This window comes from Acetobacter sp. P5B1 (assembly GCF_018811985.1).
Lineage (GTDB): Bacteria > Pseudomonadota > Alphaproteobacteria > Acetobacterales > Acetobacteraceae > Acetobacter > Acetobacter cerevisiae.
In genome coordinates this window covers 131,881-156,902 of record NZ_JACRVS010000006.1, presented here as the reverse complement: position 1 = coordinate 156,902, position 25,022 = coordinate 131,881, and the positions used below count along the sequence as shown (strand labels likewise).

The following is a 25,022-nucleotide window of genomic DNA, read 5'->3' as shown; positions in this document are numbered from 1 at the left end:
AAGCTGCGCCGCCCGCCACCACGGACCCAGCTCAGCGGGGATACTTCGCCATTTCGCACCATTCTCATGACGCCAGAAGATCGCTGCTATCGTACGCCGCAGATCATGGGGCGGTGTCTTGCCCCTTGGCCGAACCGCCTCAATCAGCGGTTCCCAGATCGCCCATGTCTCATCAGTGAAAGTGCCTGTTCCGTCTCCTTCTTCAATCCATACAATATAGGAAGTATTTTAAGATCTAACAGGCCCTAGTGTTTTGTTATGGAGTCTCAATAACTAACAGAAAAAATCAAACACAAGAAAAATTAGATTCTGTATTTTGCAGTTATTTTTTCTCCTTACTTTTGTTAAAACAATAAAATAATATTTTTTAACTAACCAAAATCAATTGAAAAAAAGTTTTATAGCCTTAACCGTTTAGTTAAATATTAGTTAATCTGTTGATAACATAGATAAATTTATGTTGTCTTTTATTAAAATATTATTTTTTAGATGGAGTTCTCAATAGTTAGTTATTATATTCACTGAGAATCGAATAAGAATATCTTTGTATTTCTGCGCTGAATGACACAATTAGACCAATTTTTTATTATATAATTACAAAAAGCCATTTTTATTTTTAGGTGGCGTGGACGGTTTGAAATGAGAGAGTTGCCGTCTCCCCGTGACAGTTTCCGCTCTTTTGACGCATGATGGGCGGAGTTCCCCCTTTATGGAGAAGAGAGCAATGACACAGCCCCTCAAGACAGTTCTCGTCACCGGTGCCACGGCAGGGTTTGGCCATGCCATTGCGTTGCGGCTGGTGAAGGATGGCTACCGCGTAATTGCTACGGGCCGCCGGCAGGAGCGGCTGGATGCGCTGGCAAAAGAGGCTGGCCCCGCACTGCTGCCGTTCAAGCTGGATGTGACAGACCTCGCCGCAGTAAAGGCGCTCCCGGCCTCGCTGCCGGAAGGCTGGCAGGAGGTGGATGTGCTGGTGAACAATGCCGGGCTGGCTCTCGGGCTGGGCAAGGCGTGGGAAACCCAACCCTCTGACTGGGAGCGCATGATTGCTACCAACGTGACCGGCCTTGTGGAAATCACCCGTGCGCTGCTGCCGGGCATGGTGGCGCGCAATAGCGGGCACGTGATTTCACTGGGTAGTACGGCGGGCACGTATCCGTATCCGGGGGCCAATGTTTACGGGGCCAGCAAGGCGTTTGTGGAACAGTTTATGCGCAACCTGCGGAGTGATCTGCTGGGCAGGCAGGTGCGGGCCACAACCATTGCGCCGGGCCTGTGCGGCGGCAGCGAATTTAGTGAAGTGCGTCTGGGCGACAAAGAGAAAGCGGATGCCGTGTATAACGGAACCAAGCCGCTGCTGCCGGACGATATTGCGGAAACCGTAGCGTGGGTTCTCGCACTGCCCGCACATGTGAACATCAACCATGTGGAAATGATGCCCACCTGTCAGGCCTCCGCCGGTCTGGCGGTCGATCGGACGATGGCGAACTAAAAGCCTCTTTGCGTTCCAAATAAAAATGCCGTGCCTCTTTTAAAAAGGGCACGGCATTTTTTGTGTCAGGAGGTCTGTCTTGCGGAGCGCGACTTATTTGGTCGGGGCGATTTTTTCCGCAATGGCCTGCTGGCGGTCCCGCAGGGCTTTTTCCTTGGCCTGTTTGGCAGCAATTTTCTCCGCAGCCTTGGCGGCCTTTCTGGCCTGCATGCGTTCCAGCCGTTCCTTCATGGCCATGCGTTCATACCGGATGCGCTGGCGGATCCAGTTGAGCAGGCCCGAGAGGGTGACAACCACAATACCCACAAAGGTCCAGCCATCCAGCGGCTGATGGAACACCAGATAGCTCAGCGCCACGCCCCATACCATCTGACTGTATTGCGGCAGGGCAACGCGGTTGGCGGGTGCGCGGGCCGTGGCCATCATCATCAGCAACTGGCCGAGGGCAGCCAGAAAGCCATAGCCAAACAGATAAACCCATGTGCTGACACCGTGCGGCCATGTGGCGTGCGCCCACATCAGCACACCATTACCTATCAGCGGGCCAACCAGACTGGAGCCAAACAGGGAAAGCCGCGCGCTGTCCTGCCCGGCCAGACGGTAGGCAATCACGCTCACAGCGTTGGCAACGGCGGCAATCAGGGCGCACAGATGCCCAAAATGCAGGGCGCGCACGCCGGGGCGCAGCACAATCAGCACGCCAATAAAGCCCAGCACCACGGCCAGCCAGGCCCAGGCGGTCACCTTCTCCTTGAGCAGTACCACGGAGAGAATGGTGACAAACAGCGGCATGAGGAACATCAGCGAGAGCGCTTCGGGCATGGACAGCAGCATGAAGGCTTCCACGCTGGCTGCCGTGGCCACAAATGTACACACCGCCCGCAGCACCCACATGGCGGGTTCCTGCGTGCGGAACACGTCGCGGTAGGATTCCTCAGGCTTGCGGATAAATGGCAGAAGAAGCAGGCCGAAGACCCCGCCGGAGAAGGCGACCTCAAACGGGTCGAGCCGTCCCCCAAGCAGCTTGGAGAAGGCATCACTAATAGCGAAGGAGGCAAATGCCCCCAGAGCCAGCGTAATGCCGGAGAAGAGAATTTTGGGGTCCATATACTGCCTGTACTGTTCTGGTGGTCGAGCCGCGGGTGAGAGAAGAGTGTTCTTGCACACCGGCATGTTCCGGCTTCTTCTCGCGCAATAAGCAAAAAACGGCGCGGGTTGGAAGTACATTTGCACAGGTTTTGGGGAGGGCAGAGGAGCCCTGCGCATTCTTAATGGCCAGCGCGCCCGGAAGAGACGATTGAGCCAGCGGGCCGAACACCCTATAAAAGCAGCAAGGGGATGGGGTTCCCCCTTTAACCGCCCTTGCAAGGGCTGATGACTCCTGCCGTAACCATCTGGCGGGAGACGTGCGTCTTTTTCCCGCCGCAGCACGGCGGGCGTTCTGGAAAGCCCGCCAGAATGAAAGGCCCGAGAATGTCTTTTGCCTCCTGTCTTCTGGTCATGCTTGGCGGTGCGCTGGGCACGCTGGCGCGTTATGTGATGACGATGCTGACCGCCCCCCTCAGCCGCATGATGCCCTGGGGCACCATTGTGGGCATTAATGTGGTGGGGTCGTTCATCATCGGCTTTTTCAGCACGCTCACGCTGGCGGACGGTCGCTACCCGGTTTCTGACAACACGCGTCTGTTTGTCATGATGGGCCTGTGCGGCGGCTACACCACCTTTTCGTCCTTCAGCCTGCAAACGCTGGACCTGCTGCGCAGTGAGGCGTGGGGGCGGGCGCTGGCTAATGTCACGCTGTCTGTCCTGCTGTGCATCAGCGCGGTCTCGCTCGGCCACCTGCTCGCCACGCACCTGAACGGCCAGTATGTGCAGCTGACACAGGCGGAGGAACAGAGTGATATGGAAGGGGAGATGGAGGGGTAAAACCGGTCCTGCTCTTGTGTTGCAGGAGTGTGCGGGGCAATCTCATTTCTTATTCGGAATGAGAGGCGTGATGAAGCAGGTTTTGTCCGGGGCCATGATGCTGGCGGTGATAATGGGGAGCCTGAGTGCGCCCGCTCTGGCAACGCCCACCGCTGAGCAGCGGCACAGGCTGGACCAGAAGCTTCAGGCCATGGGTCTGCCGCCGGGGCTGGAAAGCTGGGTGGATGATCCGGCAGAAATTCATCAGGTCACGCTGGCTCCCCTGTTTGAGAAGCCCTATGCCTGCACGGAGCACCCGCTCGGCCAGTTGCACGGTGCGGGGGATGCGCTGGGTACGGACTGCATGGTGGTGGGTGGTTTTGAAAGTGACCACGGCTTTGCCAAAATGTATCGGGGTGACGGCACGAAAAATACCGACTGGTATGGCTGGCACACCCCAGTGCATGCGCCGATTGATGGCGTGGTGAAATATATTCACCTCAACACCGAGACCAACACGCCCGGCACCATGGGCAAGCCACCTGCCAGCATGATGGTGTTTGAGCGGGCTGACGGTGTGACTGTTGTCTACGCGCATCTGACCGAGCCGGTTGTGAAGGTGGGTGACCACGTGACGGCCGGGCAGGTTGTGGCGATTGATGGCAATAATGGCGTGGCGCGGAATCCGCATATTCATGTGGGGGCGTATCGTGGGGGTGAACCCCTGCAAATCCGCTGGGATCTGCGGGCTATGGGCAAAGTTCCGGGGATGACTGATAATTGATTTTACTCTGAATGCGGAATTCCCTTGCATTCCATCCCGGATAGGCGCACCACAGTGGCCAGCGGGTGCTTTTATCCGGGTTTTCGGCGCGTGTTGCGTTCGGTATATCTCCTTAAAAGTTATGATTTCGTGTGTGTTTTGTGCACGACCGCATTTGTTTGTGAAGGAGCCTTTGTTATGGCAACAGGCACCGTAAAATGGTTTAACCCCACCAAGGGTTTTGGTTTCATTCAGCCGGAAGATGGTGGTCAGGATGCGTTCGTTCACATCTCTGAACTTGAGCGCGCTGGCATGCACACTCTGAACGAAGGCCAGAAAGTCTCTTACGAGCTCGAAGCTGGTCGTAACGGCAAGACATCTGCAGTGAGCATTAAAGCACTCTAAGTGCTTTAGGCCGCAGATTTGCTGTGTGGAAAAGCCGCCCTTTGGGGCGGCTTTTTCTGTTTCAGGTGTTTTTCGGCTCAACGCTCTGAAAACCGTAGGTTTCGTAGCGTGTTTTCAAAACACCATTATCCACATCCACCACCATAAAGCCCTCTGGCGTGCCAAGCCGTGTGCCATGCCACCAGTTGCCGCACACTGCACCACCGGTAATGTAGGGCACACCATGCCACTCCACCCGTTCCACAATATGGGTATGGCCCTGTAGCACGCCGATAACGTTATACGTGTCGAATAGCGGCAGCACTTCATACGCATTTACCACACTGATGCCGTGATGTTTTTCCGGCTTTGTTGAGCGCACGTCGTAATCTTCTATCGCAGTCACCAGCGGGATGTGGGTGACGATAATAATCGGCGTCCCTTTGGGCTGGGCGGCAAGATCCCGGCTCAGCCAGCCAATCTGCTGCGCATCAATCCGGCCTTCATACATCCGGTCATCCGTAATGCCGATGGAATCCAGCACCACGAAATGCACGCCTTTATGGTCGAAGGAATAATAGAGCTGGCCGAACTGGTCCTCGAAATATTTCTTGCCATAAAGCGGGTCCGTCGGTTGCGCACCGCTTTTGGTATACACGCCAAAACAGTCATGATTGCCAATGGTGTGATGCACCGGCAGCGTGAGGTCATCTGCTGTGCGCTTATACAAATCCATTAGCATGTTGGCGCGGCCTGCATTTACGCCAAGCGCGTCATACACATGGTCACCACCCTGAATGGCAAAATCGGCCGGAACCGCGCGGGCTTTCAGGAAGGCGCTGTGGCAGCCGGCGTTGGCGTTCAGTTCCGGCTGGAGGTGCGTGTCGGTAATGAACAGGAAGGTGAACGGATCATGCTTGCGCAGCGGGGGCCGGTTTGGCACGGCGGCGAGGGAGCGCGTGAGCGGGGTAAAGGCAAGGCCCGCAGTCAGCGAGAGAAACGTACGGCGGTTGAACTGGACCATGATCGGCGGTTCCATATGCGGGAGAAGGAAGTGAACAGGCCCCCACTGTGCGCAAAATGGCGCGCACTGCCAGATCTGTCATAAATGTTTCATACTCTGTGCGGCTTCTGGCGGACGTGCCGCTGAGGCGCAGACACAAAAAACCCGTTTCCTGAGAAATAAAGTCAGAAAACGGGCTTAAAGTTTTTAACCTTTCCGCTGCCGGAAAGCAGGGTTATTTGGCAGGCATGACGTAGAGCGCGCAGAGCTTGTTGCCGTCCGGGTCACGCAGATATGCCAGATAAAGATCCCCATTGGGGGTGTGGCGCACGCCCGGCGGGTCTTCAATGGCTTCCCCGCCATTGGCAACGCCGGCTTTGTGCCAGGCGTCGGCCTCTTCCGGGCTGGCCATGGCAAAACCAATGGTGCTGCCATTGCCAGCAGTGGCGGGCTCGCCGTTCAGCGGTTTGGTAATAACCAGTCGGCCTCCGCGATGCGTATAGGCCAGACGACCCTTGGCGTTGGGTTCCGCAGGGGCGCAGCCCATGGCGCCCAAAGTGGCATCATAAAACCGTTTGGAGCGGGCAATATCGTTACTGCCAAGCATGATGTGGCTGAACATGAAGCGTTTTTCTCCTTACCCGGTATGGGAGGGTGCAGAGTAGCGCGATACCGGGCGTCGTCAAATTCTGTGCGGAGAACTTATGGCAGGCCGACGCCGCCATTGGCGCCAATAATCTGGCCTGTCATGTAGCTGGCATCATCCGAGGCCAGCAGCACATAGGCCGGGGCCAGTTCCACCGGCTGGCCGGGGCGCTTCATGGGCACGGTTTCCCCAAATTTCTCGACATTGTCCATCGTCTGGCCACCGCTGACCTGCAACGCCGTCCAGAACGGGCCGGGGGCAATGGCGTTGACGCGAATGCCTTTGCTCACAAGCTGCTTTGCCAGACCTTTTGCAAAATTGGCAATGCCTGCCTTGGTAATTGAGTAGTCCAGAATATTGGTGGAGGGGTCATAAGCGTTGGTGGAGGAGGTGAAGATCATCGCGGAACCGGGCTGCATGCGCGGAATAACCGCTTTGGTCAGCCAGAACAGGGCATAAAGGTTGGTCTTCATCGTCCAGTCAAACGCTTCTGTCGTCACATCCAGAAGGTCATCATGCGTCTGCTGGCGGCCTGCACAGTTGACGAAGATATCCAGACCATCCAGTTCCACAAAGGCTTTTTCTACAAGCTGTTTGCAGAAGGCTTCATCCCGCAAATCCCCCGGCAGCGCGACAAACTTACGGCCTTCCTTGCGGACCAGATCACCCACTTCGGCAGCGTCGGCTTCTTCCTGCGGCAGATAGTTAATGGCGACATCCGCGCCTTCCCGCGCGTAGGCAATAGCGGTGGCGCGGCCAAGGCCGGAATCCCCGCCGGTAATCAGCGCCTTGCGCCCCTTGAGTTTGCCGCTGCCAACATAGCTTTTTTCACCATGGTCGGGCCGAGGGTCCATTTTGGAGGCAAGGCCGGGCCAGGGCTGCGGCTGGGCTTTGAACGGGGCATGCGGATACAGGGTGCGGGGGTCTTTAAGCGGGGAGGAAGACATAGCATTCTCTTTCACAGTCTGGGCCGCGGCAAGGTTGACGAAGACGGGCGTGCCAGCCGCTGCCGCCACGCCTGCCATTTTCAGAACGGTGCGGCGGTAGGTGCTGTGTTTGGGGGCCGGTGTTTCGTCAGTCATGCGGAGGTCCTTTCGCATCAGGCCACAAATCCGGCCTGAATGTGTCTGTCTGGCCAGCGGCTTTAAGGGTTCACACAAACTGACGTTCCGGCAGCGGAGGGGTTCCCGGTTGCGGGTTGTGTGCGCTGCATGGCAGTTGGCAAAGAAACAGGCTGCACAAAAGGGTGATTGCAGAAGGAGTGTTATTCGTTAAATGATGAGAACGAATAAAATCAGGCCGATGCGCCCTGCATGTGTGATGCGGAAAGACTGAGGGAAAAGGGTTTAGGAATGTCTGAAGTGCCGTCTCTGGAAACGGATCGTCTGCTGTTTCAGGCCCCGCGACGGGAGGATTTTGAGGATTTCGCCGTCATGCGGGCGGACCCGATTGTCGCGCGCTACACCTCTGGCAAGCCGGAAAGCGCCAACGCCACATGGGGCAGGCTGCTGCATTACAGAGGGCTGTGGGGCATTATGGGCTTTGGCTTCTGGATGGTGCGGGAAAAGCAGACAGGCCGCTTTGTGGGCACGATCGGTTTTAATGAGGCGCATCGCGGGCTCACGCCGTCCATGGATGGCATCCCGGAAGCAGGCTGGGTTCTGGCCTCATGGTGCCACGGCAAAGGCTTTGCGACGGAAGGCGTGAAGGCCGCCTGCGCGTGGCTGGACACACAGACGCCATATAGACGCTCCGTGTGCATTATTGCTCCAGCCAACACACCCTCAATCCGCATTGCAGAGAAAAACGGATTTTCACAGTTTGCAACCACGCAGTATCTGAATGAAGAAACGCTGATGTTTGAGAGAAAGGTTGCGCTCTGAGAGGCTTATTCAGCAGGTTTTTTGAACGCGGCCTAAACGCTGGCGCAGGGTGCGGTTGAGCGGTTCAGAGAAGTGGCGGCTGATGAGGCTGGCCAGCAGGCCGGAACCGATGAGGAAGACGGGCAGGAGAGCCAGCCTTTCAAACCCGGTATCGGGCAGAGTGCCGCGTGGCAGCATGGTACGGAGCAGGCCCAGAATAATCAGGTGGAACAGGTAGAGTTCATAACTCAGGCGGCCGGTCCACTCTATGCCGCGCAGCAGGCGGGAGCGGGTGGCGAGGGGGCCGTTTTCATGGTGGGCCGAGGCAATCAGCAGCACCGCAGTCCCCAGCGCCATGGCGGAAACGCCCCAGATATTGGTGGCCCCAATGGACTTCCAGAGATACAGCGCCACCATGCCCGCAATCACGACTGGCTGAAGCAGGCGCGCTGCAAGCCCGTCCAGCCGCCAGTGTGTGGCCACAACGGCGGCCATGCAGCCAATGGCAATGCCGTCGAATGAGGCCAGATAGGCAAACAGGAAACCGGATTCATCATCCTGATGCGCCATGCGGTAAAACGGACCAACCACAGCAATCAGCGCCCAGAACAGCATGATAAGCGGCTGGCGACGCAGTAGGAGCGCGACCAGTGGGAAGGTGAGATAAAACACTTCCTCCACGGACAGGGACCACAGCACGCCAAGCGCGTAATTGGCCCAGTCATACTGCGCAATAAACACGTTCATGCTGAAGGTGAGGGCGGCCAGATTGGCCCGCATCATGGCGGCAAGGGGAGACAGGCCGGGGATGTGCGTGGCGAAAATGGGAATGCCCGCCAGAGCAAGGCCGTTGACCAGCGCCAGCAAAAGCAGCAGACACGGCACAATGCGCGCAATGCGAAAAGCGTAGAAGGTGCGGGCCTTGATGGCGGCCAGACTGCCATAACGGGCCAGTGTGTTGCTGGTAATCAGAAAGCCGGAAATGACAAAAAACAGCGTGACGCCATAATTGCCGTTGCGGGCCACGGCCCGCACGCCCTCTGGCGTGAGCAGCGTGCCCAGTGCCGAATGGCCCAGCGGATAGGCAATGCAAAAATGGTGGAACAGCACCAGAAGAATGGCAATGCCGCGGAGCAGATCAATCCGTCGGTTGCGGTGGCCGGGGGTAACCGGCGGTGGTTCGGGCGGCTGGAGGGGCATGAGGAACCTGTCTGGCGGGAGGACAATCCAGACGGTTCTGTCAGCGGTTCGTGGTTAAAATACGGTTTTGCAATGAAATAACGCCGCAGGCGTGGGGTCAGGAGACCCCGGCCACGCGGGCAAATTTACGCTGGCGGCTGAAGAACAGCTTTTCCGTGATGAAGAACGCCAGATCCTGAATTTTGCTGTGCGGCGTCAGGCCAATGGTCTTGAACACCATGCTCGTCACGCGGCGCAGGTGGCGCGGCTGATAGTTCTTCATGGCGCGGGACATGTAGGCCGCAATGCAGCGATTGTGGTCGTAGGGCAGGGAGGGCGGCTCGTTGGTGGTGTAGTACGCGGAGGCGAGTTCATCATCCTCGCTTTCCGTCACCCGGCCCAGAGCGATGCGGGCGCGCTGGAGCGTGCTGATGCGCTCGCGCTTCAGGTAGCGGTGCATGTGGTCATAAAACAGTTTGAAATGCCGGAATTCATCGGCGGCAATCTGCTTGCACAGGGCTTTCAGCACCGGTTCATCCGTCGCGTCGGCCAGCGCGGAATAGAAGGAGGACGTGCCGGTTTCCACCATGCAGCGGGCAATCAGTTCCCCGGTGCGGGAACCACGCACGGATTCTTCGACTTCCAGCGGGATATGGTAAAAGTCCCGGTACCGCTGGAAGGCGGCCTGATAGTCCCATTCCGGGTCGGCCAGCATGGCCCAGCGGCCCAGTCCGTCCCCGTGCTGGATTTCTTCCACAGCCCAGTGGTCCGCCGCCTGTTTGAAGTCCGGGTCATCATGAAACACGTTGTTCAGGTAGATGGCGTAGTCCACGCTGTTGCGCTCCACCACGGCGGCCGCCTTGATGGCGGGCACAAGCTGCGGGTCCACGCGGGAGGGGTCAAATTTATCCCAGGGTAGCTGGTCAATCTGCCAATGTTTCATCTGCGCCGGTCTCCCGTCCTGCTGCTTTACAACCGTTAGCCGTCTGGCCTTTCCCACGGTGCGCGTATTCGCGAGATGGCCCAGACTGTTGCTCTAGACCATTCCCCGCTGAGACGGAATGCCATGACAGAAAAAAGACAGGCAGAGGAGCCCCGCAGGCTTTCAGACCGTGGGGGCGCTATTGGGCGAGTTGCCGGGCGTTGCGGGCGGCAGCGGGCGGGGGCGGCGGTTTTCATCCAGCGCCACAAAGGTAAAGTCGCCTTCCGTCACCTTGGAGGTCAGGTGCGTGTGGCGGGCGCGGCGCCATGTCTGCACATGGATGGTCATGGATGTGCGGCCCTCACGGGTGATGTGGGTGTAGATGCTTACCTCATCCCCCACCACCACGGGTTCCAGAAAGACAACGCCGTTAATGGCGACGGTTGCGGCACGCCCGTTGGCCCGGAAGGCTGCGGTGGTGCCGGCGGCAAGATCCATCTGGGAGATGATCCACCCGCCGAACACGTCCCCTGCGGGGTTGGTGTCGGTCGGCATGGCGATGACGCGGATGGTGGGAACGCCTTCCGGCAGTTGTGAGGCAGAAGCAGCAGGCATGAGATTAAAGCCCTTTATCAGAAAGAATCAGCATGTGTGATGCAGGCGGTTACCGGAAGGGGGGCTCATCAAACCCACGCAGTTTGCGGGAGTGCAGCCGGGTCACACCCTGCTGCCTGAGCAAATGCATGGTCTCGATGCCCACCATCAGATGCTGGCTTACACGCTCACGATAGAACGCATTGGCCATGCCGCGCAGCTTCAGTTCTCCGTGAAGTGGTTTATCCGACACACAGAGCAGCGTGCCGTAGGGCACCCGGAAGCGGAAGCCATTGGCGGCAATGGTGGCGGATTCCATATCCACGGCAATGGCGCGGCTCATGTTGATCTGGGTGAACAGATGCGCCAGACGCAGCTCCCAGTCCCGGTTGTCGGTGGTCATCACCGTGCCGGTGCGCAGGCGGGTCTTGATGGCGGACTCGGGCAGGCCTGTCACGAGTGACGTCGCTTCCTGCATGGCCACCTGCACCTCGGCAATGGGGGGCACGGGCACCCATGTGGGCAGGTCGGCGTCCAGAACGTGGTCATCCCGCACATAACCGTGGGCCAGAACGTAATCCCCCAGCATCTGGGAACGCCGCAGGCCCGCACAGTGGCCAACCATCAGCCAGCAATGCGGGCGCAGTACGGCCAGATGGTCCGTCATGGTTTTGGCATTGGCGGGGCCAACGCCGATATTGATGAGCGTAATGCCATCCCCGTCCGGGCGGCACAGATGATAGGCGGGCATCTGCGGCAGGCTGCCAGAGGGCGCGTCCGCAGGGGCGCTGCCGGGGCCGGTATAGATCTGCTCTCCGGGTTCGATAAACGCGTTGTAGTCTCCCCCGGCATCCACCTGCGCGCGGGCGTAATCACGGAACGTATCCACATAGCGCTGATAGTTGGTGAGCAGGATAAACCGCTGGAAGGAGCGGGGTGTGGTGCCTGTGTAATGGTGCAGGCGGGCGAGGGAGTAATCCGTGCGCTCTGCTGTAAACAGTGCCAGCGGGCGCGGTGTGGTGGCGTCGGGCAGCAACTCGCAGTTGGCAATGCTGTCATCCGTGGCGTGCAGATTGGGCAGGGCGAACTGCTCCTGCAACAGCCGCAGGTCGGCTTCCGTCAGGCCGGTGACGGCATCTTCCATAACATAAGGCAGCGGGATGGGGTGGCGGGAGCGGCCCACCAGCACCGGCTGGCCGTAATGGTGCAGCAGCGGCTCAATCTGTTCCCGCAGATACTCCCGGAACAGGGCGGGGCGGGTGATGGTGGTGCTGTAAAAGCCGGGGTCCAGAATAACATCAAACGGCGGGCGGCCCTGTATGGGGGTGCCGGGGGGCAGTTCAAGCGCCAGACACGGATAAGTCGCCTCCTCCGGCGGGCAGCCCTGCCGGGCGCGGAAGGCGGCGTGGAGCCGCTGGGCACTCTCATCATACAGGGCGCACAGGCGGTCAATGGCGGCGGCTGCGGTGGTGAAGGCTTCAAAATCCGTCCCGGCGGCGGCGCGGAGGGCGAGCATATCAGGCTGTGTCATGGGTCTCCTGTGGTGACGGGGTGACCAGATTTATCCTGCCACCTTAACGCGAGAACGGGCCGGATGTGCAACCGTGCCGGCAAAGCCGGGCTGCTCTGAGAACGGTTTTCTGCGCCGCGCGGCATATCTGCGCACGAAAAAGTGCGCTATACGCGCGCCACCGCTGACAGATGAGGGCCAGAAAAGCGCGATGATTGCCATCACCCCGGAACAGACCGCCATTCTGGACACGCCCCCCACCGCCAGCTTTCGCGTGATTGCCGGGGCCGGGTGCGGCAAGACCTCCACGCTGGAATGGTTCAGCAAGACATGGACGCGCCACCGGGGGCTGTATCTGGCCTTTAATACTGCCATTGCCAAAGAGGCACGCGCCCGCTTTTCCAACCAGATTGAAGCGCGCACCGCCAATAGTTACGCCTATCGCATCCTGAATATCGGGCAGCTGAACCGCAAGGTACAGGGGCGCTATCTGGTGCGGGATATCTGGCGGCTGGAAAAGGTTCTGGGCATGAAGTCCGGCGGGGCTGCGGATGCGGTGCTGAAAACGCTGAGCAATTTTCTCATCAGCGAAGGTTCCAAAATTACCGCCACCCATTGCCCGGAGCCTGACAGCGGGCGCAACCGGGAGATCCGCCTGTTTGTGGCGCAGGCTTACAAATATCTGGCGGCACTTGAGAAACATGATTTTCCCATCACGCATGATCTCTATTTAAAGAAGTTTGAGCGTGAGCAGAAAATTACCGGCTACGACTATATTATGGTGGATGAAGCGCAGGACCTGAACCCCGTTCTGATTTCCATCCTGAAAAAATCCGGCTTGCCGATTGTTGCCGTGGGGGACCCGAACCAGTCTATCTACGCTTTTCGCGGTGCGGTGGATGCCATTAGCGACCTGGAAGGCCCGTGCCTGCCGCTGACGCGCAGCTGGCGGTTTGGTGAACCACTGGCCCGGATGGCCAACGCCATTCTCGGGCACCATTCCCGCAAACCGGCGCACAGCCTGCACGGCAACCCGGCGGTGAAAAGCCGGGTGATGCTGCATAAAAAGGGCCTTAAACCGGAGCACAACACGCTGGTTCTGGCCCGCACCAATGTCCGGCTGTTTGAAGGGCTGGCGGACAGCACCCGGCCCTTCCATGTGCTGGGCGGGGTGAATGACATGGTGCAGGAAATTCTGGCCGCCTACAGCCTGTATCAGCGCCAGTTTCAGCCGTCTTTAAAGCCGCAGGGCGCGGCGCTGGAATACGGCACATGGCGCGAGCTGGAAAATGCCGCAGAGGGCCGCGACGGGGACCCGGTTGCCAAAAGATTGTTTGGCATTGTGGATAAACACAAAGAGACGCTGGATAAAAAGATACACACTATCCAGACGCTTTATCGGGACGACCCGGATGAGGTCAGTCTGGTCTGCTCTACCGCGCACAAGGCCAAGGGGCGGGAGTTTGATGCCGTCATCATGCTGGATGACTTTCTCTCCCCCGAAGAATGGAGCCGGCGGCGCACGCAGTTTCAGGACCGCGCCAGAAAAACCGAGCAGGAACACGGCCCGCTCTCCCCGCGCCTGAAAGCCCGGTTGAAGCGGGATCTGGACAACTGTGATCAGGAAATCAATCTGCTTTACGTGGCCTGCACCCGTGCGCGGCTGACGCTTTCTCTGCCGGAGGCGTTGTTTGAATTCTGGAAGAAAATCTAGGCACATTTTATGTCCGGATTTACAATTTAAGCGCCTTAGAGATGTGTCCTGTCGAAATGGAAGATCATTGTCTCAGGTTCTGGATTTTTGAGGCATCCGCAAAATTAAGGGGAACCCGTGCGGCGTTGTGTGGTTGAAGGGGGTGACAGACTTGTGATGCACAAAGGAGAGACCCCATGAAACGTCCCATTCTGGCGATGACGGCCCTACTGGCAACCTGCGCTCTGGCTGCATGTGAACCGCCGCCGCCCGGTGGCATGGGTGGCCCCGGTGGACGAGGCGGGCACCATGGCGGCCCCGGTGGTGATGGCCAGCAGGGCGGCAACGGCGGCTGGCGCAACGGTAACAGCTCCGGCAACATGCAGGGCGGCGGCCCCGGCATGGGCGGCCCGGCCATGCAGAATGGTGGCATGGGTGGCGGGAACGGTTACTAACCGTTCTGCCCTGATGGTTTGGAAAAGGCGGCCTTTTGGGCCGTCTTTTTTGTGAGTGGAGTTGAGTAATTACTGAAGGGAGAAAGGGATAGTAGATTTAATATCCTTCAACTCTGCTGTCAGTCTGTAATTCTTGGAAACAAGTCACACATTATGCTTTAGCAGGTAGTGAATTATATACACGCAGTGATGGTTAGACCTTAGGTGGTTCAATTTCTGGGGTTTTCTCGACGCTATCGCACAAATGCATGATTGTATCCTTTAATCCTTCCCGGAACAAAGGTGAGCCGTCAGATTGCGAGATAGTAGTTACGAGAGCCTTGCTAAGTTTATGAAACCAAGCGTATTCAGGATATAGCGTATTGCCACGATGTATCGTTCTGTCGAAGCGTTCTTTTAAGCATGAGATGAGATGCATTCTACGATTTGCGGGAAGATTAATAATCTGATTAGAGAATTTCATCACGTTTAAATGTTGCAGAATTGGCGTGTGCTCATACATCGCTTGTGTTTCTCCCTCTCGGAATAGAAGGGATATAAAATTCTTAAAATCATCCTGCAGAATATTTTCAAGTTCGGCAGATTTTATTCTGAGTTCTCTATTCAACCATGATTTTTGTTCAGAAAAATAAAATTCCATAATTGTTTTAAAAGCAGTATTTCCTTCTTCGCTGAATTGTTTGCCGAAAGGGGCAAAAAAGGAAAGGTTGGACGGATTGGCGTCCGCCATCCGTATTCTGTCTCTGGTGAGAGTTCTTTTTGCAAAAACATCCCTGATGTAAGACTTTGCGCTTTCAACAGGGTCTATTACATCATAGCCCTTCTGACCAACCCGGTGAAGTGTTAGATATAGGCTACACGCGTGCAGCATATCAAGATCGACAAATTTCCTATTTTTGAAGTCAATCGTGAATGCAGCGACGGCATTGTCTACCTCCTGTTTTGATGAGCGCGGATAGTTCCATACACGCACCCATGAGGGTAGTTCCTGTTCCTTTGTGAAGCGGTTATCCAGAGCCAACCCCGCATTAATGGATTCTGTGTGGACAACGCCCCGCATTACGAGTGATTCGAGATCATTTGTCGAAATAAGTCCTGAATACAGGATCATGTAATTATACGTTTTTAGTCTATTTTTAATAATTTCTCGGTTTTTATCCGTCTGATCTGGAGCTTGTTCATCAGTTTTTTTTAAAAATTTCGAAATATTTAAAGGACTTTTCATTATTCCCATTAAAATATCAAATTTTACTCCATGTATACGATTTTCTATTAACACAATGTAAACGCGCATAAAAAGTTCAGACAGCGCCGTATAATGATCTTCTGTTCGGTATGCTGGCTTGATGGCCTTAAATAAAGTCTCTCCAAGAGGGACGAAAAACGAAAGCAAGCGCAGGTTGTGCGCACCGGTCTGAACAGTGAGTGGTTCAAGCCGCTTTCCTAGCTCGGCTAGAAATTTCTGAAAGGTGGTATCTTTAACTTTCGAGCTTATACAAGAAAAAGCCGATTTAAAATCTGGCTTTACTTCAAGGGTTAGGCAGATAGTTTTTTCTTTGGTGCGTCGATAGAGCTCTGCGTCGGTTTTATCCTCACCAATGATTTCTGCTTCATTAGCTAGGAGGATAACCCGGTTTTCCCCACTGCTGACAAGCGGGTGAATTGCAGCCAAAATATCTGTTGCAGACATTTTAGCGCGTTCAAGATCATCAAAAACGATGATACGGCGAGATGGTTTCCCATCTGACCCACGGCCGCTCAGCTCTGCACCAGCCAGTGTAATGCTCTCGCCGTTTTTGCCTGCATTTTTTTCAGAAAGATCCTTTAAATCAATTTTTAACGTGGTCTTTAGTAGGCTTCTTACAACAAAGCTTCCGACCTGTCCGGGTTTGCCCGCCAGAATTGGATGCAATTCGGCGTAAAGAGCGTCACCGATCTCGGCGGCGGATGATATCCCGAAGAGTGAAACGCGTAATGGAAATTCAGCAGCATTATCATTTTTGCGGTTTAATTTCTTTTGCTTAAAAAATTCGTCAACTAACCAAGTTTTTCCACAGCCCCATGTTCCTTGGAGCATCAGGGCAAATGGAATAGCCTCTTCCCCGTAGCAATAGTCATCCAGCGTTCTAACCAGCTCTTTGTTGGGGCCGTCCCATGTCAACGTGGATGACTTCATGTGTCTTTCTTTCCGGAAACGCTTGCATATAAACGGATTTGTCTACCAAAACTGCTATATTCTAGAGGCGTATAAAGTCAGAAAGCCTCAGATTTTCAGATCGGGAAAATCACTCTGGGAGACCAGATTTCCCAAAAGCTAGGCTAATGCCGAATCAAAATATAATTAATCGTCAGATCAATATCAAAGTGGTTGCCCTTCATGTCCGGTGGGACAGGCGGGAGCTGGGAGCCGCGGAACATGCCGGAGGTCGCGGCATCCAGATAGTAGGAGCCGGCTGAGCCTGTCTGGTAGACGGACTTCACGCGGCCCGTGCGGTCCAGCACCACATGCACGGAGGAGCTGCCTTCTTCCCCGTTTCGGGCGGCCTCTTCCGGGTAGTACATGTGGCGCTGAATCCACTCGTTAATCTGCTCACCATAATCATCGCTCACACCCCGCACGGAGGTGCGGGAGGTGTAGTGCGCGTTAATCTGGCCGTTCTCCACCACGGGGCCAACGGAAAGGTCAATCGGGCCGCCAGAACCACCCGGTCTGCCATGGCGGGAGCGGCGCGGGGCCGGGGCCTCGTTGAAGGAGAGGTCCATCGGGTTATCAAACGGGGAGGCCGCGTGGCGGCTGGGCGTCTGGGATGGGCGTGCGTGCGTCGTGGGGCGCGGCACCGCATGCGCCTGCGGCTTGTGGCCGGAGGGCGGGTGCGCGGCCTTCACCGGTTTGGGCGGCTGCGGCACGGATTTGGTCAACCCGTCATCCGCTTCCGGCAGCGGCGGGGTGGCCGGTGTTTCTTCCGATGGCACAGTGGGGGAGGGCGGCCCTTCCGCCGGCGTCGGTTCAGCCTGCCCGGCCTTGCTGGGGGCCTTGCCGGAGTTGCCGCCACCGGCCTCATCAGAATGCGGGCCGACCATGCCGCTGGTGGATTGCGGCTGCGCGAAGACCATTTCCACTGGCGAGGGCTGCTGGCCATCCGGTGTGCCATGCGGCTGGTGGTGCGCGGCCTGCCATAGCAGGGCCCCCAGCAGCAGGAAATGCGCCAGGGCAGAGGCCGTCAGCACCGGGCCTATGGTGGGCTCGGCGTAAACTTCCCGGCGGATAATCGGCGTAGAGGTGCCTTTTACGCGGCGATAGCCGGAAGCCGGGCGGGCGACGGGCGTGGGGGAGGCAGTCAGCCGGTCCCGTTCACCATCCTGCGGGGCAGGTGGCGGCGTGGCAGCGCGTGCGGTGCCGGATGCGGAAGGGGAAACCAGTCGTGGTTCCTGCCCGTCCCGCCTGCGCGAAGAAGGGCTGAGCTTCGCCGTCATGAAGTGCCGGATCTCTCCTCCGCAAAAACCGTGCCAGTGGCTGACCGGTTGAAGCGGCTATTTTGCCATTGCTTCTGCATTGTTGCCACCCTGAATCCTAATTTGCTTTCATAGCAGGCTGCGGGGCGCTGTGTAATGCATCTTCTGGCGGCAGGTGGCCTGTGGGAACCGGACCTGTTGCGGGCTTTGATGTGTCTTGCGAGACATCCTGTTCCGGTGCCCTGGGGGCGGAGCCGGGCTGCGCCGGGGCCGGGTCAATCGGGGTAGGTGGCGCGCTCTGCATGGTGGAGGGCGTCAGCCGCTTGCGCAGATGGGCCACATCCACATCGCTGACGGCAGAGGCATCATTCCCCCATGCGTGGCGGATAAAGGTGACGACAGCCGCCACCTGCGCATCACTCAGCCGTTTGCCAAAGCCCGGCATGGTAAAGGCGGAGGGTGCGCCCTGCGTGCCATGCAGGGTGGCACCCGTCAGAACGATATGAATAAGGGAGTCCGGCGCGGCATTCATCACCACCGGGTTGCCCGCCAGCGGGGGGAAGGCCGGGGCGTAGCCTGCGCCGGTGCTGCGGTGGCAGGCCGCGCAGTTATCCAGATAGAGCCGCTGCCCCTTTGTCAGCTTGCCGCCTGCGCGGAGGGCGCGCGTGGCGGCCGGGTCTGTCTGCCAGTTTTGTTCTGCGCCATTGGCAGCGGGCAGGGCCTTCAGGTAGCGGGCCATGGCTGTCAGATCATCATCCGTCAGATATTGCGTGCCGTGATGCACTGCCGTGTCCATGTTGCCAAAGGCGCTGCCCCGCATGTTCCGGCCCGTGCGCAGGAAGGCGGTCAGATCCGCCACGCTCCATGCGCCCAGACCCGTGCGGGGGTCTCCGCGCAGAGAGGGCGGGGTCCAGCCATCCACTGCCGCACCGCCTGCCAGATACTGCGGGCCGTCCTGTGCCGTCAGCGCGGTTTCCTGCATGGCGAGGCCGCGTTTGGTGTGGCACGCGCCACAATGACCGGGGCCTTCCACCAGATACGCGCCCCGCGCCAGTTCCGGGGTGGGGAAGCTGCGTTCGGCTGATTGTCGCGCTGCATCGGGTGAGGGCGCAAACATCCACCGCCACACCGTCAGCGGAAAGCGCATGGAAAGCGGCCACGGGATGCCATTAGGTCGCACGGCCTGCGCCACCGGCTGCACGCCATGCATGAAGTAGGCATACAGCGCGTGCAGATCCTCGTCCGTCATGCGGGCGTAGGAGGGGAAGGGCATGGCCGGGTACAGCGCTGCCCCGTCAGGCCGCACGCCTTCCCGAATGGCGCGGACAAACTGCGCTTCCGTCCAGTTGCCAATGCCGTTGGTTTTATCCGGCGTGATGTTGGAGGAATACAGCGTGCCGATAGGCAACTGGAACGCATACCCCCCGGCAAAAGAAGCGGAGCCGGGCACGGTATGGCACGCCGCGCAGTCCGCAGCGGCGGCAACATAGCGGCCTTTGGTAATCAGATCCTGAGCGTTCGTGCTCGTGGAAGCGCCTGCGCTGGTGTCTGAGCCAGTGTCAGCGCCTGAGGGGGCAGACGGTGCTGCCGCCGCAAAAACCGGAGTGGCGAGGATTGTGGCAAGTGCCAGACCAGACAAGACAGATGCAGAAAAGTTTTTGCTCTTACGTTGGTTTTTTCGAGTATCAGAACGGACTGGGGGTTGTGCGCCAGCATGCATGGGCGGGTTTGCAAAACGGCTCATAGCACCACCAGTGGGCCGCCATTGCCCTTTAGCCATTGGGTGCGGATATGGTGGGCGGACCAGTAGGCGAGGGCGGCGACCAGCCCCGTAGGGTTGTAGCCCATGCCCTGCGGGAAGGCGTTGGCCCCCACGACGAACACGTTCGGCACGTCCCAGCTTTGCAAATAGCGGTTGAGGGCTGAGGTTTTCGGGTCATCCCCCATCACGGCACCGCCGCACAGATGCGTTGTCTGATAGTCCCGCACGTCAAACGGTTTGCCCGGCTCCCGCATGCCGTAATGGGCATCCTGCGCGCCAAGGGCTTTCACCACGTTGGCAAGCTGGCTGATGACGTAGCGGTTCATGCGGATGTCGTTATCTTTCCAGTCAAACGTCATGCGCAGCATGGGCTGGCCGTAGCTGGTGCGCCATGTGGGGTCGAGGTCCAGATACACATCGCGGTAGGCCATGTTGGAGCCTTGCGCATTGATGGTGAAGGAGTGGCGATACGTATCAATCGCCGCCTTTTTCCATGCACTGCCCCAGCGCGGCGCGCCCGGTGTGGAGGCTTTGGCCCCGGCAATGGGTTTCACCCCGGCCTGATTGACCCACAACGGCGAGCCACCAATAAAGCCGAGCGGCCCGTGGTCAAAATTGTCGCTGTTGAAATCATCTATCGCAACACCGCCAGCGGAGCCAATAAACTGGTCCGTGCTGCGCGTGGGCGGCATCCAGACCGTGCTGTTGGTAATGTTCTGATAGGTAAAGTTGCGCCCCACCGTGCCCGTGTTGCTGACAGGATCATACGCTTTGCCAATACCGGAGAGCAGCATGAGGTGGACGTTATGGAACTGGAAGGCCGCCAGAATAACCAGCCCGGCCGGCTGGGTAATGTGGTTGCCCTCGGCATCCTGGTAGACAACACCTGTGGCTTTCTTGCCCGTAGAGTCCAGCAGCACTTTCAAGACATGCGCGTTGCTGCGGAGCGTGAAGTTTTCATGCCGCCGGAGGGCGGGCATGATGTTCACGTTGGGTGACGCCTTGGCATACATGTAACAGGCATAATCGCTGCAATAGCCACAAAAGTTACACGGCCCCATCTGCGCGCCATACGGGTTTGTATAAGGCTGGGACGCATTGGCGGCGGGCATGGCGTAGGGGTGATACCCGGCCTCTGTCGTGGCATGGCGGAACAGGTGCGCGGTATAGACGTCTTTCAGCGGCGGAAGCGGGAAGTCATCCGAGCGGTCAGGTGCGAAGATGTTGCCCTTGCCAGTCGCTTTGCCATTGACCGTATACGCTTCCCCCGACGTGCCGAAGACTTTTTCCGCTTTATCAAAAAACGGTTCCAGTTCCGTATACGTCACGCCGTAATCCTGAAGGTTCATGCCTTCGGGGATAAACTTGCGGCCATAGCGCTCAATAACATGACTGCGCAGGCGGAGGTCCTGCGGCGGCGCGCGGAAATGCACGCCCGTCCAGTGCAGGCCCGCACCACCTACACCGGCACCCGGCAGGAACGCCGCCAGCCGACGATACGGCACAGCTTCCTGATCCGAGCGATTGCGGACTGTCACAGTCGTTTGCGCCGGGTTCTGGAACAGCTTGTAACGGACCGCGCCTTCCAGCTCATCCAGTGAGGACGGATAGGCTCCATCCCGTGCGGTGGAACGACGCTTGCCGCGTTCCAGCATGACGACAGAGAGGCCTGCCTCGCACATCTCCTTGGCCATGATGCTGCCAGCCCAGCCGCTGCCAACCACCACAACATCCACGGGGGGAAGCGTTTTTTCAGCCATGCTCAGCAGTCTCCCCGGCAATGGAAACGGGGCCGTAGGGGTAGGGGGTGTCATACCGGTCTACCCAGTCCATGTAATCGCCCCGCGCACCGGGGAAGCCCATCATCAGCCAGCCCGCCATGTGGCGGTTGCCGCCGTGGAGGGGGTCGGCAAAGGCGCCCTCAATCGTGTCGGACCGGAGTTGTTCAAAAAAGGTGGCAGCGGGGAGCGCGTCAAACTGCGTGGCGTTCTGTTCCAGTGCGGTCAGAATGCTGTCCTGCACCTCTGGCGCAAGGGTTTCAAACGCGGCCTGATGCGTCTGCTGCACCCATCCCATCACGCCCGCCAGACCCACCTTGTAAATCTGCTGCGGGCTGTAGGGGAGCTGATAGCCCAGATTGGCCGGGGCGTCCGTGCGGTGCGGGCCTTGCATGTACCACAATTCCCCACGGCCCCACGGAGTGTCCATCTGCCCATCAATAAAGTGCGGCACGCCCAGCGCGATAGCCCCCGGTCCCTGCGCATCCGCCGGGAAAATCCGCTCACACGCCGCGCTCAGCAAGGCAAATTCCGCCGGGCTGAAAAAGCGTGGGGTGTTGGGCTGGATGGGCGGAGCTGGATGTGTGGACGGGGCGGTTCCCGGTGCAGCGTGGTCCGCTGCGGCCTGCGCGTCAGCGGGGGCAACCACCGTGCCCAATGCCAGCGCGGCGGCACCGGTGCCCAGACCCTGCACCACATGGCGGCGGGTGGGAGGGCATAGAGTTGTGGCTGGTTCTGGGGGCTCGGCACTCTGCTGTGCGGACTGGGTCTGGGCAGGGCTGGCCGGAGCGGCATGGGTATGCGGCGGCTGCTCGGGCAGCGGCGCTGCGGGATAAAGGCGGTTCGGCATGTCAGGCATCGGCGGCTCTTTTTCGTGGACGGGGGATGACCTCAGTCGGTCCCCGGCCCCGCTCCAGCAGCTCTGTTGCGTGACCGTTCTTTCTCCATGGTTAGCGGACCGAGGGCGCAGAAACAAGGTTGCGCCCGCGGTCTGGCATGCCCGGAGCGGCGGATACAGGCGGCCTGAGCCCAAAAAAAGGGCGGCTCCCCGTAAGGTGCCGCCCCCTTTCTGCTCGTGCTTAAAAGCTGGTTTATTACCAGATTTTCACGCGCTGCTTCGGCGTCAGATACAGGGCCTGACCCGGTTTGACATCCCATGCCTTGTACCAGGCATCAATGTTGTGCATCGGGATGTTCACACGCGCTTCCGGCGGGGAGTGCGGGTCGGTCACGATCAGGTTTTTGACCGTGTCGTCACGCAGCTTCTCGCGCCAGACCTGTGCCCAGCCGAGGAACACGCGCTGGTCACCCGTCAGGCCATCAATGACCGGAGCAGGCTGACCGCCCAGAGAGGCATGATACGCATCCAGAGCCAGCGTCAGGCCGCCAAGGTCAGCAATGTTCTCGCCCATGGTCAGCTTGCCGTTGACGTGCACGCCCGGCAGCACTTCAAACGCATCGTACTGCGCACCGAGGCGATCAGCCAGCTTCTGGAAGCGGGCGGCATCGGCCTTGGTCCACCAGTCACGCAGGCGGCCATGTTCGTCAAACTGACGGCCTTCATCATCGAAGGAGTGGGTCATTTCATGACCAATCACCCCACCAATGGCTCCGTAGTTGACGGCGGCGTCGGCCTGCGGGTTGAAGAACGGCGGCTGCAGGATGGCGGCGGGGAACACAACCTGATCAAACAGCGGGTTGTTGTAGGCGTTCACCGTCTGGGGCGTCATGTCCCATTCGTTCCGGTCCACCGGCTTGTCCAGACGGGCCAGCCAGTAATCCCACTCAAACGCAATGCCATTTTTGGCGTTGCCGTAGACATCACCCTTGGTGACGTTCAGGGTGGAGTAGTCGCGCCATTCGTTGGGATAGCCGACCTGAACTTCAAAGTTTTCCAGCTTGCGCAGGGCGGCTTCCCGCGTTTCCTTGCTCATCCATGTGTTGTGCTGGAGGCGGATGCGGAAGGCGTCCTTCAGGTCACCCGTCAGCTTCTGCATGGCGGTGCGGTTTTCTGCGGGGAAGTAGCGCTCCACATAGACCTTGCCCAGCGCCATACCCATCGCGGCACTGGTAGACTGCACGCCACGCTTCCAGCGCACGGGCAGAGCCGGCTGGCCGGACAGGGCTTTGTTGAACGTAAAGCGGGCCTGCACGAAGGCGTCCGGCAGGTAGGTGGTGGCGTTTTCTACCGTATGGAACGCCTGCCATGCCTGAAGCAGGCCGATATCTGCGGTGGCGAGAATGGCGGCTTCACCCGTAATGGCCGTGGGTTCACCCACAATCACGGTGCGGTTTTCAAGCCCGTCTGCCGGCAGGCCGGCGGCGGTCAGCCAGGCAACCCAGTCAAAGCCCGGAGCGGCTTTGGCCAGCGCGGCCACCGTCATCGGGTTGTAGGTTTTCTGCGGGTCACGCAGGTCAGTGCGGGCCCAGTGGACTTCGGCCAGTTTGGTTTCAAACGCCACAATGGCAGCAGCGGCGTTTGCCGGTTCCGGCCATTTGATCAGCGTGAGCGCCTGCGTGATGTAAGCCTGATAGGCGGCGCGCTTGGCGGCGAATTCCGGCTTCAGATAATAGTCACGGTCCGGCAGGCCCAGCCCGGCCTGATCCACATCCAGCGCGTAGCGGGTCGGGTCCTTGGCGTCCGGGTTGATGCCCAGAGAGAACGGGGACGTCATAAAGTTGGTGGACGCAGAACCGGAGAGCGTTGCGAACGCTTTGGCGTCGCGCATCTTCAGGATGCTGTCCAGATCGCCCTTCATGGGCTTGGTGCCCTGCTTCTCGATGGATTTTTCATCCATGAAGGAGGCGTAGAAGGTGCCCAGCTTTTCCTCAATGCTCCTGGGGTGCTTGACCGGGTGAGCGGAGAGGTCGTTCAGGATGCTCTGCACCCGCGTGCGGGAGAGTTCAGCCAGCGCGTTGAACGGGCCATAGCTGGTCATGTCTGACGGAATGGTCAGGTGGTCCAGATAGGTGCCGTTGGCGTATTTGAAGAAGTCGTTGCCCGGCTTTTCTGCGGTGTCACGCCCGGCAAGATCGACACCCCATGTGCCAAAGGAGGCCGGGGGCACAGCCGTGGGGGCTGCGGCCTGCGGGGCGGTGTCTGCACGGGCAACGCCTGCAACGCTGCTCAGGCCGAGGCCGGCAGACAGAAGCAGAGCCACACGACGTGACAATTTGGCATGACGGCGCACTGTCATGAAATCTTCCTATATCCTGGTCGGGGGCGGGAACTGAAGCTCCTCCCCCGTCGTTTTGTGGAACAGACTGTTCCGGTGTGGGGATAAAAGCATGCCATGCCGGAAATGCCTACCCTGCGGAATGAATTGGCTTTCCGGGGCCAGAGCCGGTCCGGAGAGGCTTTTTCTGAGCGGTTGCAGCCAGCGGGAAGGGAGGGACGGATGGCCTCATGCTTCCGGGTGGAGGCGCAACTGAAGGGGTGCGCGCCCATTGTGCCGGGATACGGAATGGTGGGTGCGGTCTGTCTGTCAGAACCTTAACGGCCCTGATGCGTGCGGTCGGGGTCGGCGCGATGCACAACACGGTGCAAAGCAGCGGGTGAGGAAGAGAGATGCGTCGTGCAGAAAAGGAAACGGACGGAGCTTTAGAGCGCGCTGAGGGATA

At 58.6% G+C, this 25,022-nt stretch carries 23 protein-coding genes and 1 riboswitch; of the genes, 8 read left to right on the top strand and 15 right to left on the bottom strand.

From position 1 onward, the window contains the following. A partial coding sequence (locus KP703_RS05800; RefSeq protein ID WP_373687446.1) for a transposase occupies positions 1-159 on the bottom strand: 159 nt, incomplete at its 3' end. Positions 160-724: 565 nt separating this feature from the next. On the opposite strand from KP703_RS05800, the gene KP703_RS05795 reads away from it, so the two are divergent. Beyond that, on the top strand, positions 725-1,492 hold the full coding sequence (locus KP703_RS05795) for an SDR family NAD(P)-dependent oxidoreductase (protein ID WP_215754090.1): 768 nt from the start codon (positions 725-727) through the stop codon (positions 1,490-1,492). A 93-nt stretch (positions 1,493-1,585) separates the two neighbouring features. On the opposite strand, the gene KP703_RS05790 is transcribed toward KP703_RS05795, so the two are convergent. Further along, positions 1,586-2,599: a DMT family transporter gene (locus tag KP703_RS05790; protein WP_197463935.1), complete on the bottom strand. Its 1,014-nt coding sequence runs from the start codon at positions 2,597-2,599 to the stop codon at positions 1,586-1,588. 218 nt (positions 2,600-2,817) lie between these two features. Then, positions 2,818-2,883, top strand: a riboswitch (Fluoride riboswitch). A gap of 82 nt (positions 2,884-2,965) precedes the next feature. Between KP703_RS05790 and crcB the strand changes: the two genes are divergently transcribed. From crcB to KP703_RS05775, 3 genes are all read left to right on the top strand, one after another. Further along, positions 2,966-3,418, top strand: a complete 453-nt coding sequence (gene crcB / locus KP703_RS05785; protein WP_062144411.1) for a fluoride efflux transporter CrcB — start codon at positions 2,966-2,968, stop codon at positions 3,416-3,418. Between the two features lie 70 nt (positions 3,419-3,488). Then, positions 3,489-4,181 (top strand): M23 family metallopeptidase, encoded by a 693-nt coding sequence (locus tag KP703_RS05780; RefSeq protein ID WP_215754089.1) that lies wholly within the window; start codon positions 3,489-3,491, stop codon positions 4,179-4,181. Between the two features lie 177 nt (positions 4,182-4,358). Continuing rightward, a complete protein-coding gene (locus KP703_RS05775) occupies positions 4,359-4,565 on the top strand; it encodes a cold-shock protein (protein WP_043551757.1) in 207 nt (68 codons plus the stop codon). Between the two features lie 61 nt (positions 4,566-4,626). On the opposite strand, the gene KP703_RS05770 is transcribed toward KP703_RS05775, so the two are convergent. From KP703_RS05770 to KP703_RS05760, 3 genes are all read right to left on the bottom strand, one after another. Next, positions 4,627-5,568, bottom strand: coding sequence for a metallophosphoesterase (locus KP703_RS05770; RefSeq protein WP_215754088.1), 942 nt, complete (start codon positions 5,566-5,568; stop codon positions 4,627-4,629). A 214-nt stretch (positions 5,569-5,782) separates the two neighbouring features. Then, positions 5,783-6,169, bottom strand: a complete 387-nt coding sequence (locus KP703_RS05765; protein WP_062144417.1) for a VOC family protein — start codon at positions 6,167-6,169, stop codon at positions 5,783-5,785. Between the two features lie 80 nt (positions 6,170-6,249). Then, positions 6,250-7,275 carry an SDR family oxidoreductase gene (locus KP703_RS05760; RefSeq protein ID WP_215754087.1) on the bottom strand — a complete coding sequence of 342 codons (1,026 nt, stop codon included), beginning with the start codon at positions 7,273-7,275 and terminating at the stop codon, positions 6,250-6,252. A gap of 270 nt (positions 7,276-7,545) precedes the next feature. On the opposite strand from KP703_RS05760, the gene KP703_RS05755 reads away from it, so the two are divergent. Further along, complete coding sequence (locus KP703_RS05755) at positions 7,546-8,076, top strand: GNAT family N-acetyltransferase (protein ID WP_215754086.1); 531 nt, start codon at positions 7,546-7,548, stop codon at positions 8,074-8,076. A gap of 9 nt (positions 8,077-8,085) precedes the next feature. On the opposite strand, the gene KP703_RS05750 is transcribed toward KP703_RS05755, so the two are convergent. The 4 genes from KP703_RS05750 to KP703_RS05735 form a co-directional block, all read right to left on the bottom strand. Further along, the gene (locus tag KP703_RS05750) at positions 8,086-9,255 is read right to left on the bottom strand and encodes an acyltransferase (RefSeq protein ID WP_215754085.1); all 1,170 of its coding nucleotides are present in this window, start codon (positions 9,253-9,255) and stop codon (positions 8,086-8,088) included. A 97-nt stretch (positions 9,256-9,352) separates the two neighbouring features. Beyond that, on the bottom strand, positions 9,353-10,177 hold the full coding sequence (locus KP703_RS05745; protein ID WP_062144471.1) for a ferritin-like domain-containing protein: 825 nt from the start codon (positions 10,175-10,177) through the stop codon (positions 9,353-9,355). Between the two features lie 162 nt (positions 10,178-10,339). After that, the gene (locus KP703_RS05740; protein WP_062248218.1) at positions 10,340-10,771 is read right to left on the bottom strand and encodes an acyl-CoA thioesterase; all 432 of its coding nucleotides are present in this window, start codon (positions 10,769-10,771) and stop codon (positions 10,340-10,342) included. A 49-nt stretch (positions 10,772-10,820) separates the two neighbouring features. Further along, positions 10,821-12,281 (bottom strand): AMP nucleosidase, encoded by a 1,461-nt coding sequence (locus KP703_RS05735; protein WP_252353866.1) that lies wholly within the window; start codon positions 12,279-12,281, stop codon positions 10,821-10,823. A gap of 73 nt (positions 12,282-12,354) precedes the next feature. Here KP703_RS05735 and KP703_RS05730 point away from each other — a divergent pair, with 73 nt between their 5' ends. Beyond that, entirely contained in the window at positions 12,355-13,974 is a 1,620-nt protein-coding gene (locus tag KP703_RS05730; RefSeq protein WP_215754084.1) for a UvrD-helicase domain-containing protein, read from the top strand. A gap of 176 nt (positions 13,975-14,150) precedes the next feature. After that, the gene (locus tag KP703_RS05725; RefSeq protein ID WP_215754083.1) at positions 14,151-14,408 is read left to right on the top strand and encodes a hypothetical protein; all 258 of its coding nucleotides are present in this window, start codon (positions 14,151-14,153) and stop codon (positions 14,406-14,408) included. Positions 14,409-14,601: 193 nt separating this feature from the next. Here the strand turns inward: KP703_RS05725 and KP703_RS05720 are convergent, their stop codons facing one another. The 6 genes from KP703_RS05720 to KP703_RS05695 all read right to left on the bottom strand — a co-directional run bounded on the left by KP703_RS05720 (position 14,602) and on the right by KP703_RS05695 (position 24,598). Further along, positions 14,602-16,584 (bottom strand): P-loop NTPase fold protein, encoded by a 1,983-nt coding sequence (locus KP703_RS05720; RefSeq protein ID WP_215754082.1) that lies wholly within the window; start codon positions 16,582-16,584, stop codon positions 14,602-14,604. Between the two features lie 143 nt (positions 16,585-16,727). Further along, positions 16,728-17,882 carry an energy transducer TonB gene (locus tag KP703_RS05715; protein ID WP_215754081.1) on the bottom strand — a complete coding sequence of 385 codons (1,155 nt, stop codon included), beginning with the start codon at positions 17,880-17,882 and terminating at the stop codon, positions 16,728-16,730. 97 nt (positions 17,883-17,979) lie between these two features. Further along, positions 17,980-19,500 carry a cytochrome c gene (locus tag KP703_RS05710; protein ID WP_252353865.1) on the bottom strand — a complete coding sequence of 507 codons (1,521 nt, stop codon included), beginning with the start codon at positions 19,498-19,500 and terminating at the stop codon, positions 17,980-17,982. Positions 19,501-19,601: 101 nt separating this feature from the next. Next, positions 19,602-21,383, bottom strand: coding sequence for a GMC family oxidoreductase (locus KP703_RS05705; protein WP_215754080.1), 1,782 nt, complete (start codon positions 21,381-21,383; stop codon positions 19,602-19,604). After that, positions 21,376-22,260: a gluconate 2-dehydrogenase subunit 3 family protein gene (locus KP703_RS05700; RefSeq protein WP_252353864.1), complete on the bottom strand. Its 885-nt coding sequence runs from the start codon at positions 22,258-22,260 to the stop codon at positions 21,376-21,378. Before KP703_RS05700 ends, KP703_RS05705 begins: the two co-directional genes overlap by 8 nt. 235 nt (positions 22,261-22,495) lie before the next feature. Next, positions 22,496-24,598 carry a M13 family metallopeptidase gene (locus KP703_RS05695; RefSeq protein WP_215754079.1) on the bottom strand — a complete coding sequence of 701 codons (2,103 nt, stop codon included), beginning with the start codon at positions 24,596-24,598 and terminating at the stop codon, positions 22,496-22,498. 209 nt (positions 24,599-24,807) lie between these two features. Between KP703_RS05695 and KP703_RS05690 the strand changes: the two genes are divergently transcribed. Further along, a complete protein-coding gene (locus KP703_RS05690; RefSeq protein ID WP_215754078.1) occupies positions 24,808-24,960 on the top strand; it encodes a hypothetical protein in 153 nt (50 codons plus the stop codon). Positions 24,961-25,022 lie beyond the last annotated feature (62 nt).

Bases quoted from the DNA above. Each gene is read 5' to 3' on its own strand.
- KP703_RS05795 (WP_215754090.1), top strand. From the start codon at position 725: ATGACACAGCCCCTCAAGACAGTTCTCGTCACCGGTGCCACGGCAGGG.
- KP703_RS05790 (WP_197463935.1), bottom strand. From the start codon at position 2,599: ATGGACCCCAAAATTCTCTTCTCCGGCATTACGCTGGCTCTGGGGGCA.
- crcB (WP_062144411.1), top strand. From the start codon at position 2,966: ATGTCTTTTGCCTCCTGTCTTCTGGTCATGCTTGGCGGTGCGCTGGGC.
- KP703_RS05780 (WP_215754089.1), top strand. From the start codon at position 3,489: ATGAAGCAGGTTTTGTCCGGGGCCATGATGCTGGCGGTGATAATGGGG.
- KP703_RS05775 (WP_043551757.1), top strand. From the start codon at position 4,359: ATGGCAACAGGCACCGTAAAATGGTTTAACCCCACCAAGGGTTTTGGT.
- KP703_RS05770 (WP_215754088.1), bottom strand. From the start codon at position 5,568: ATGGTCCAGTTCAACCGCCGTACGTTTCTCTCGCTGACTGCGGGCCTT.
- KP703_RS05765 (WP_062144417.1), bottom strand. From the start codon at position 6,169: ATGTTCAGCCACATCATGCTTGGCAGTAACGATATTGCCCGCTCCAAA.
- KP703_RS05760 (WP_215754087.1), bottom strand. From the start codon at position 7,275: ATGACTGACGAAACACCGGCCCCCAAACACAGCACCTACCGCCGCACC.
- KP703_RS05755 (WP_215754086.1), top strand. From the start codon at position 7,546: ATGTCTGAAGTGCCGTCTCTGGAAACGGATCGTCTGCTGTTTCAGGCC.
- KP703_RS05750 (WP_215754085.1), bottom strand. From the start codon at position 9,255: ATGCCCCTCCAGCCGCCCGAACCACCGCCGGTTACCCCCGGCCACCGC.
- KP703_RS05745 (WP_062144471.1), bottom strand. From the start codon at position 10,177: ATGAAACATTGGCAGATTGACCAGCTACCCTGGGATAAATTTGACCCC.
- KP703_RS05740 (WP_062248218.1), bottom strand. From the start codon at position 10,771: ATGCCTGCTGCTTCTGCCTCACAACTGCCGGAAGGCGTTCCCACCATC.
- KP703_RS05735 (WP_252353866.1), bottom strand. From the start codon at position 12,281: ATGACACAGCCTGATATGCTCGCCCTCCGCGCCGCCGCCGGGACGGAT.
- KP703_RS05725 (WP_215754083.1), top strand. From the start codon at position 14,151: ATGAAACGTCCCATTCTGGCGATGACGGCCCTACTGGCAACCTGCGCT.
- KP703_RS05720 (WP_215754082.1), bottom strand. From the start codon at position 16,584: ATGAAGTCATCCACGTTGACATGGGACGGCCCCAACAAAGAGCTGGTT.
- KP703_RS05715 (WP_215754081.1), bottom strand. From the start codon at position 17,882: ATGACGGCGAAGCTCAGCCCTTCTTCGCGCAGGCGGGACGGGCAGGAA.
- KP703_RS05705 (WP_215754080.1), bottom strand. From the start codon at position 21,383: ATGGCTGAAAAAACGCTTCCCCCCGTGGATGTTGTGGTGGTTGGCAGC.
- KP703_RS05700 (WP_252353864.1), bottom strand. From the start codon at position 22,260: ATGCCTGACATGCCGAACCGCCTTTATCCCGCAGCGCCGCTGCCCGAG.
- KP703_RS05695 (WP_215754079.1), bottom strand. From the start codon at position 24,598: ATGACAGTGCGCCGTCATGCCAAATTGTCACGTCGTGTGGCTCTGCTT.
- KP703_RS05690 (WP_215754078.1), top strand. From the start codon at position 24,808: ATGCTTCCGGGTGGAGGCGCAACTGAAGGGGTGCGCGCCCATTGTGCC.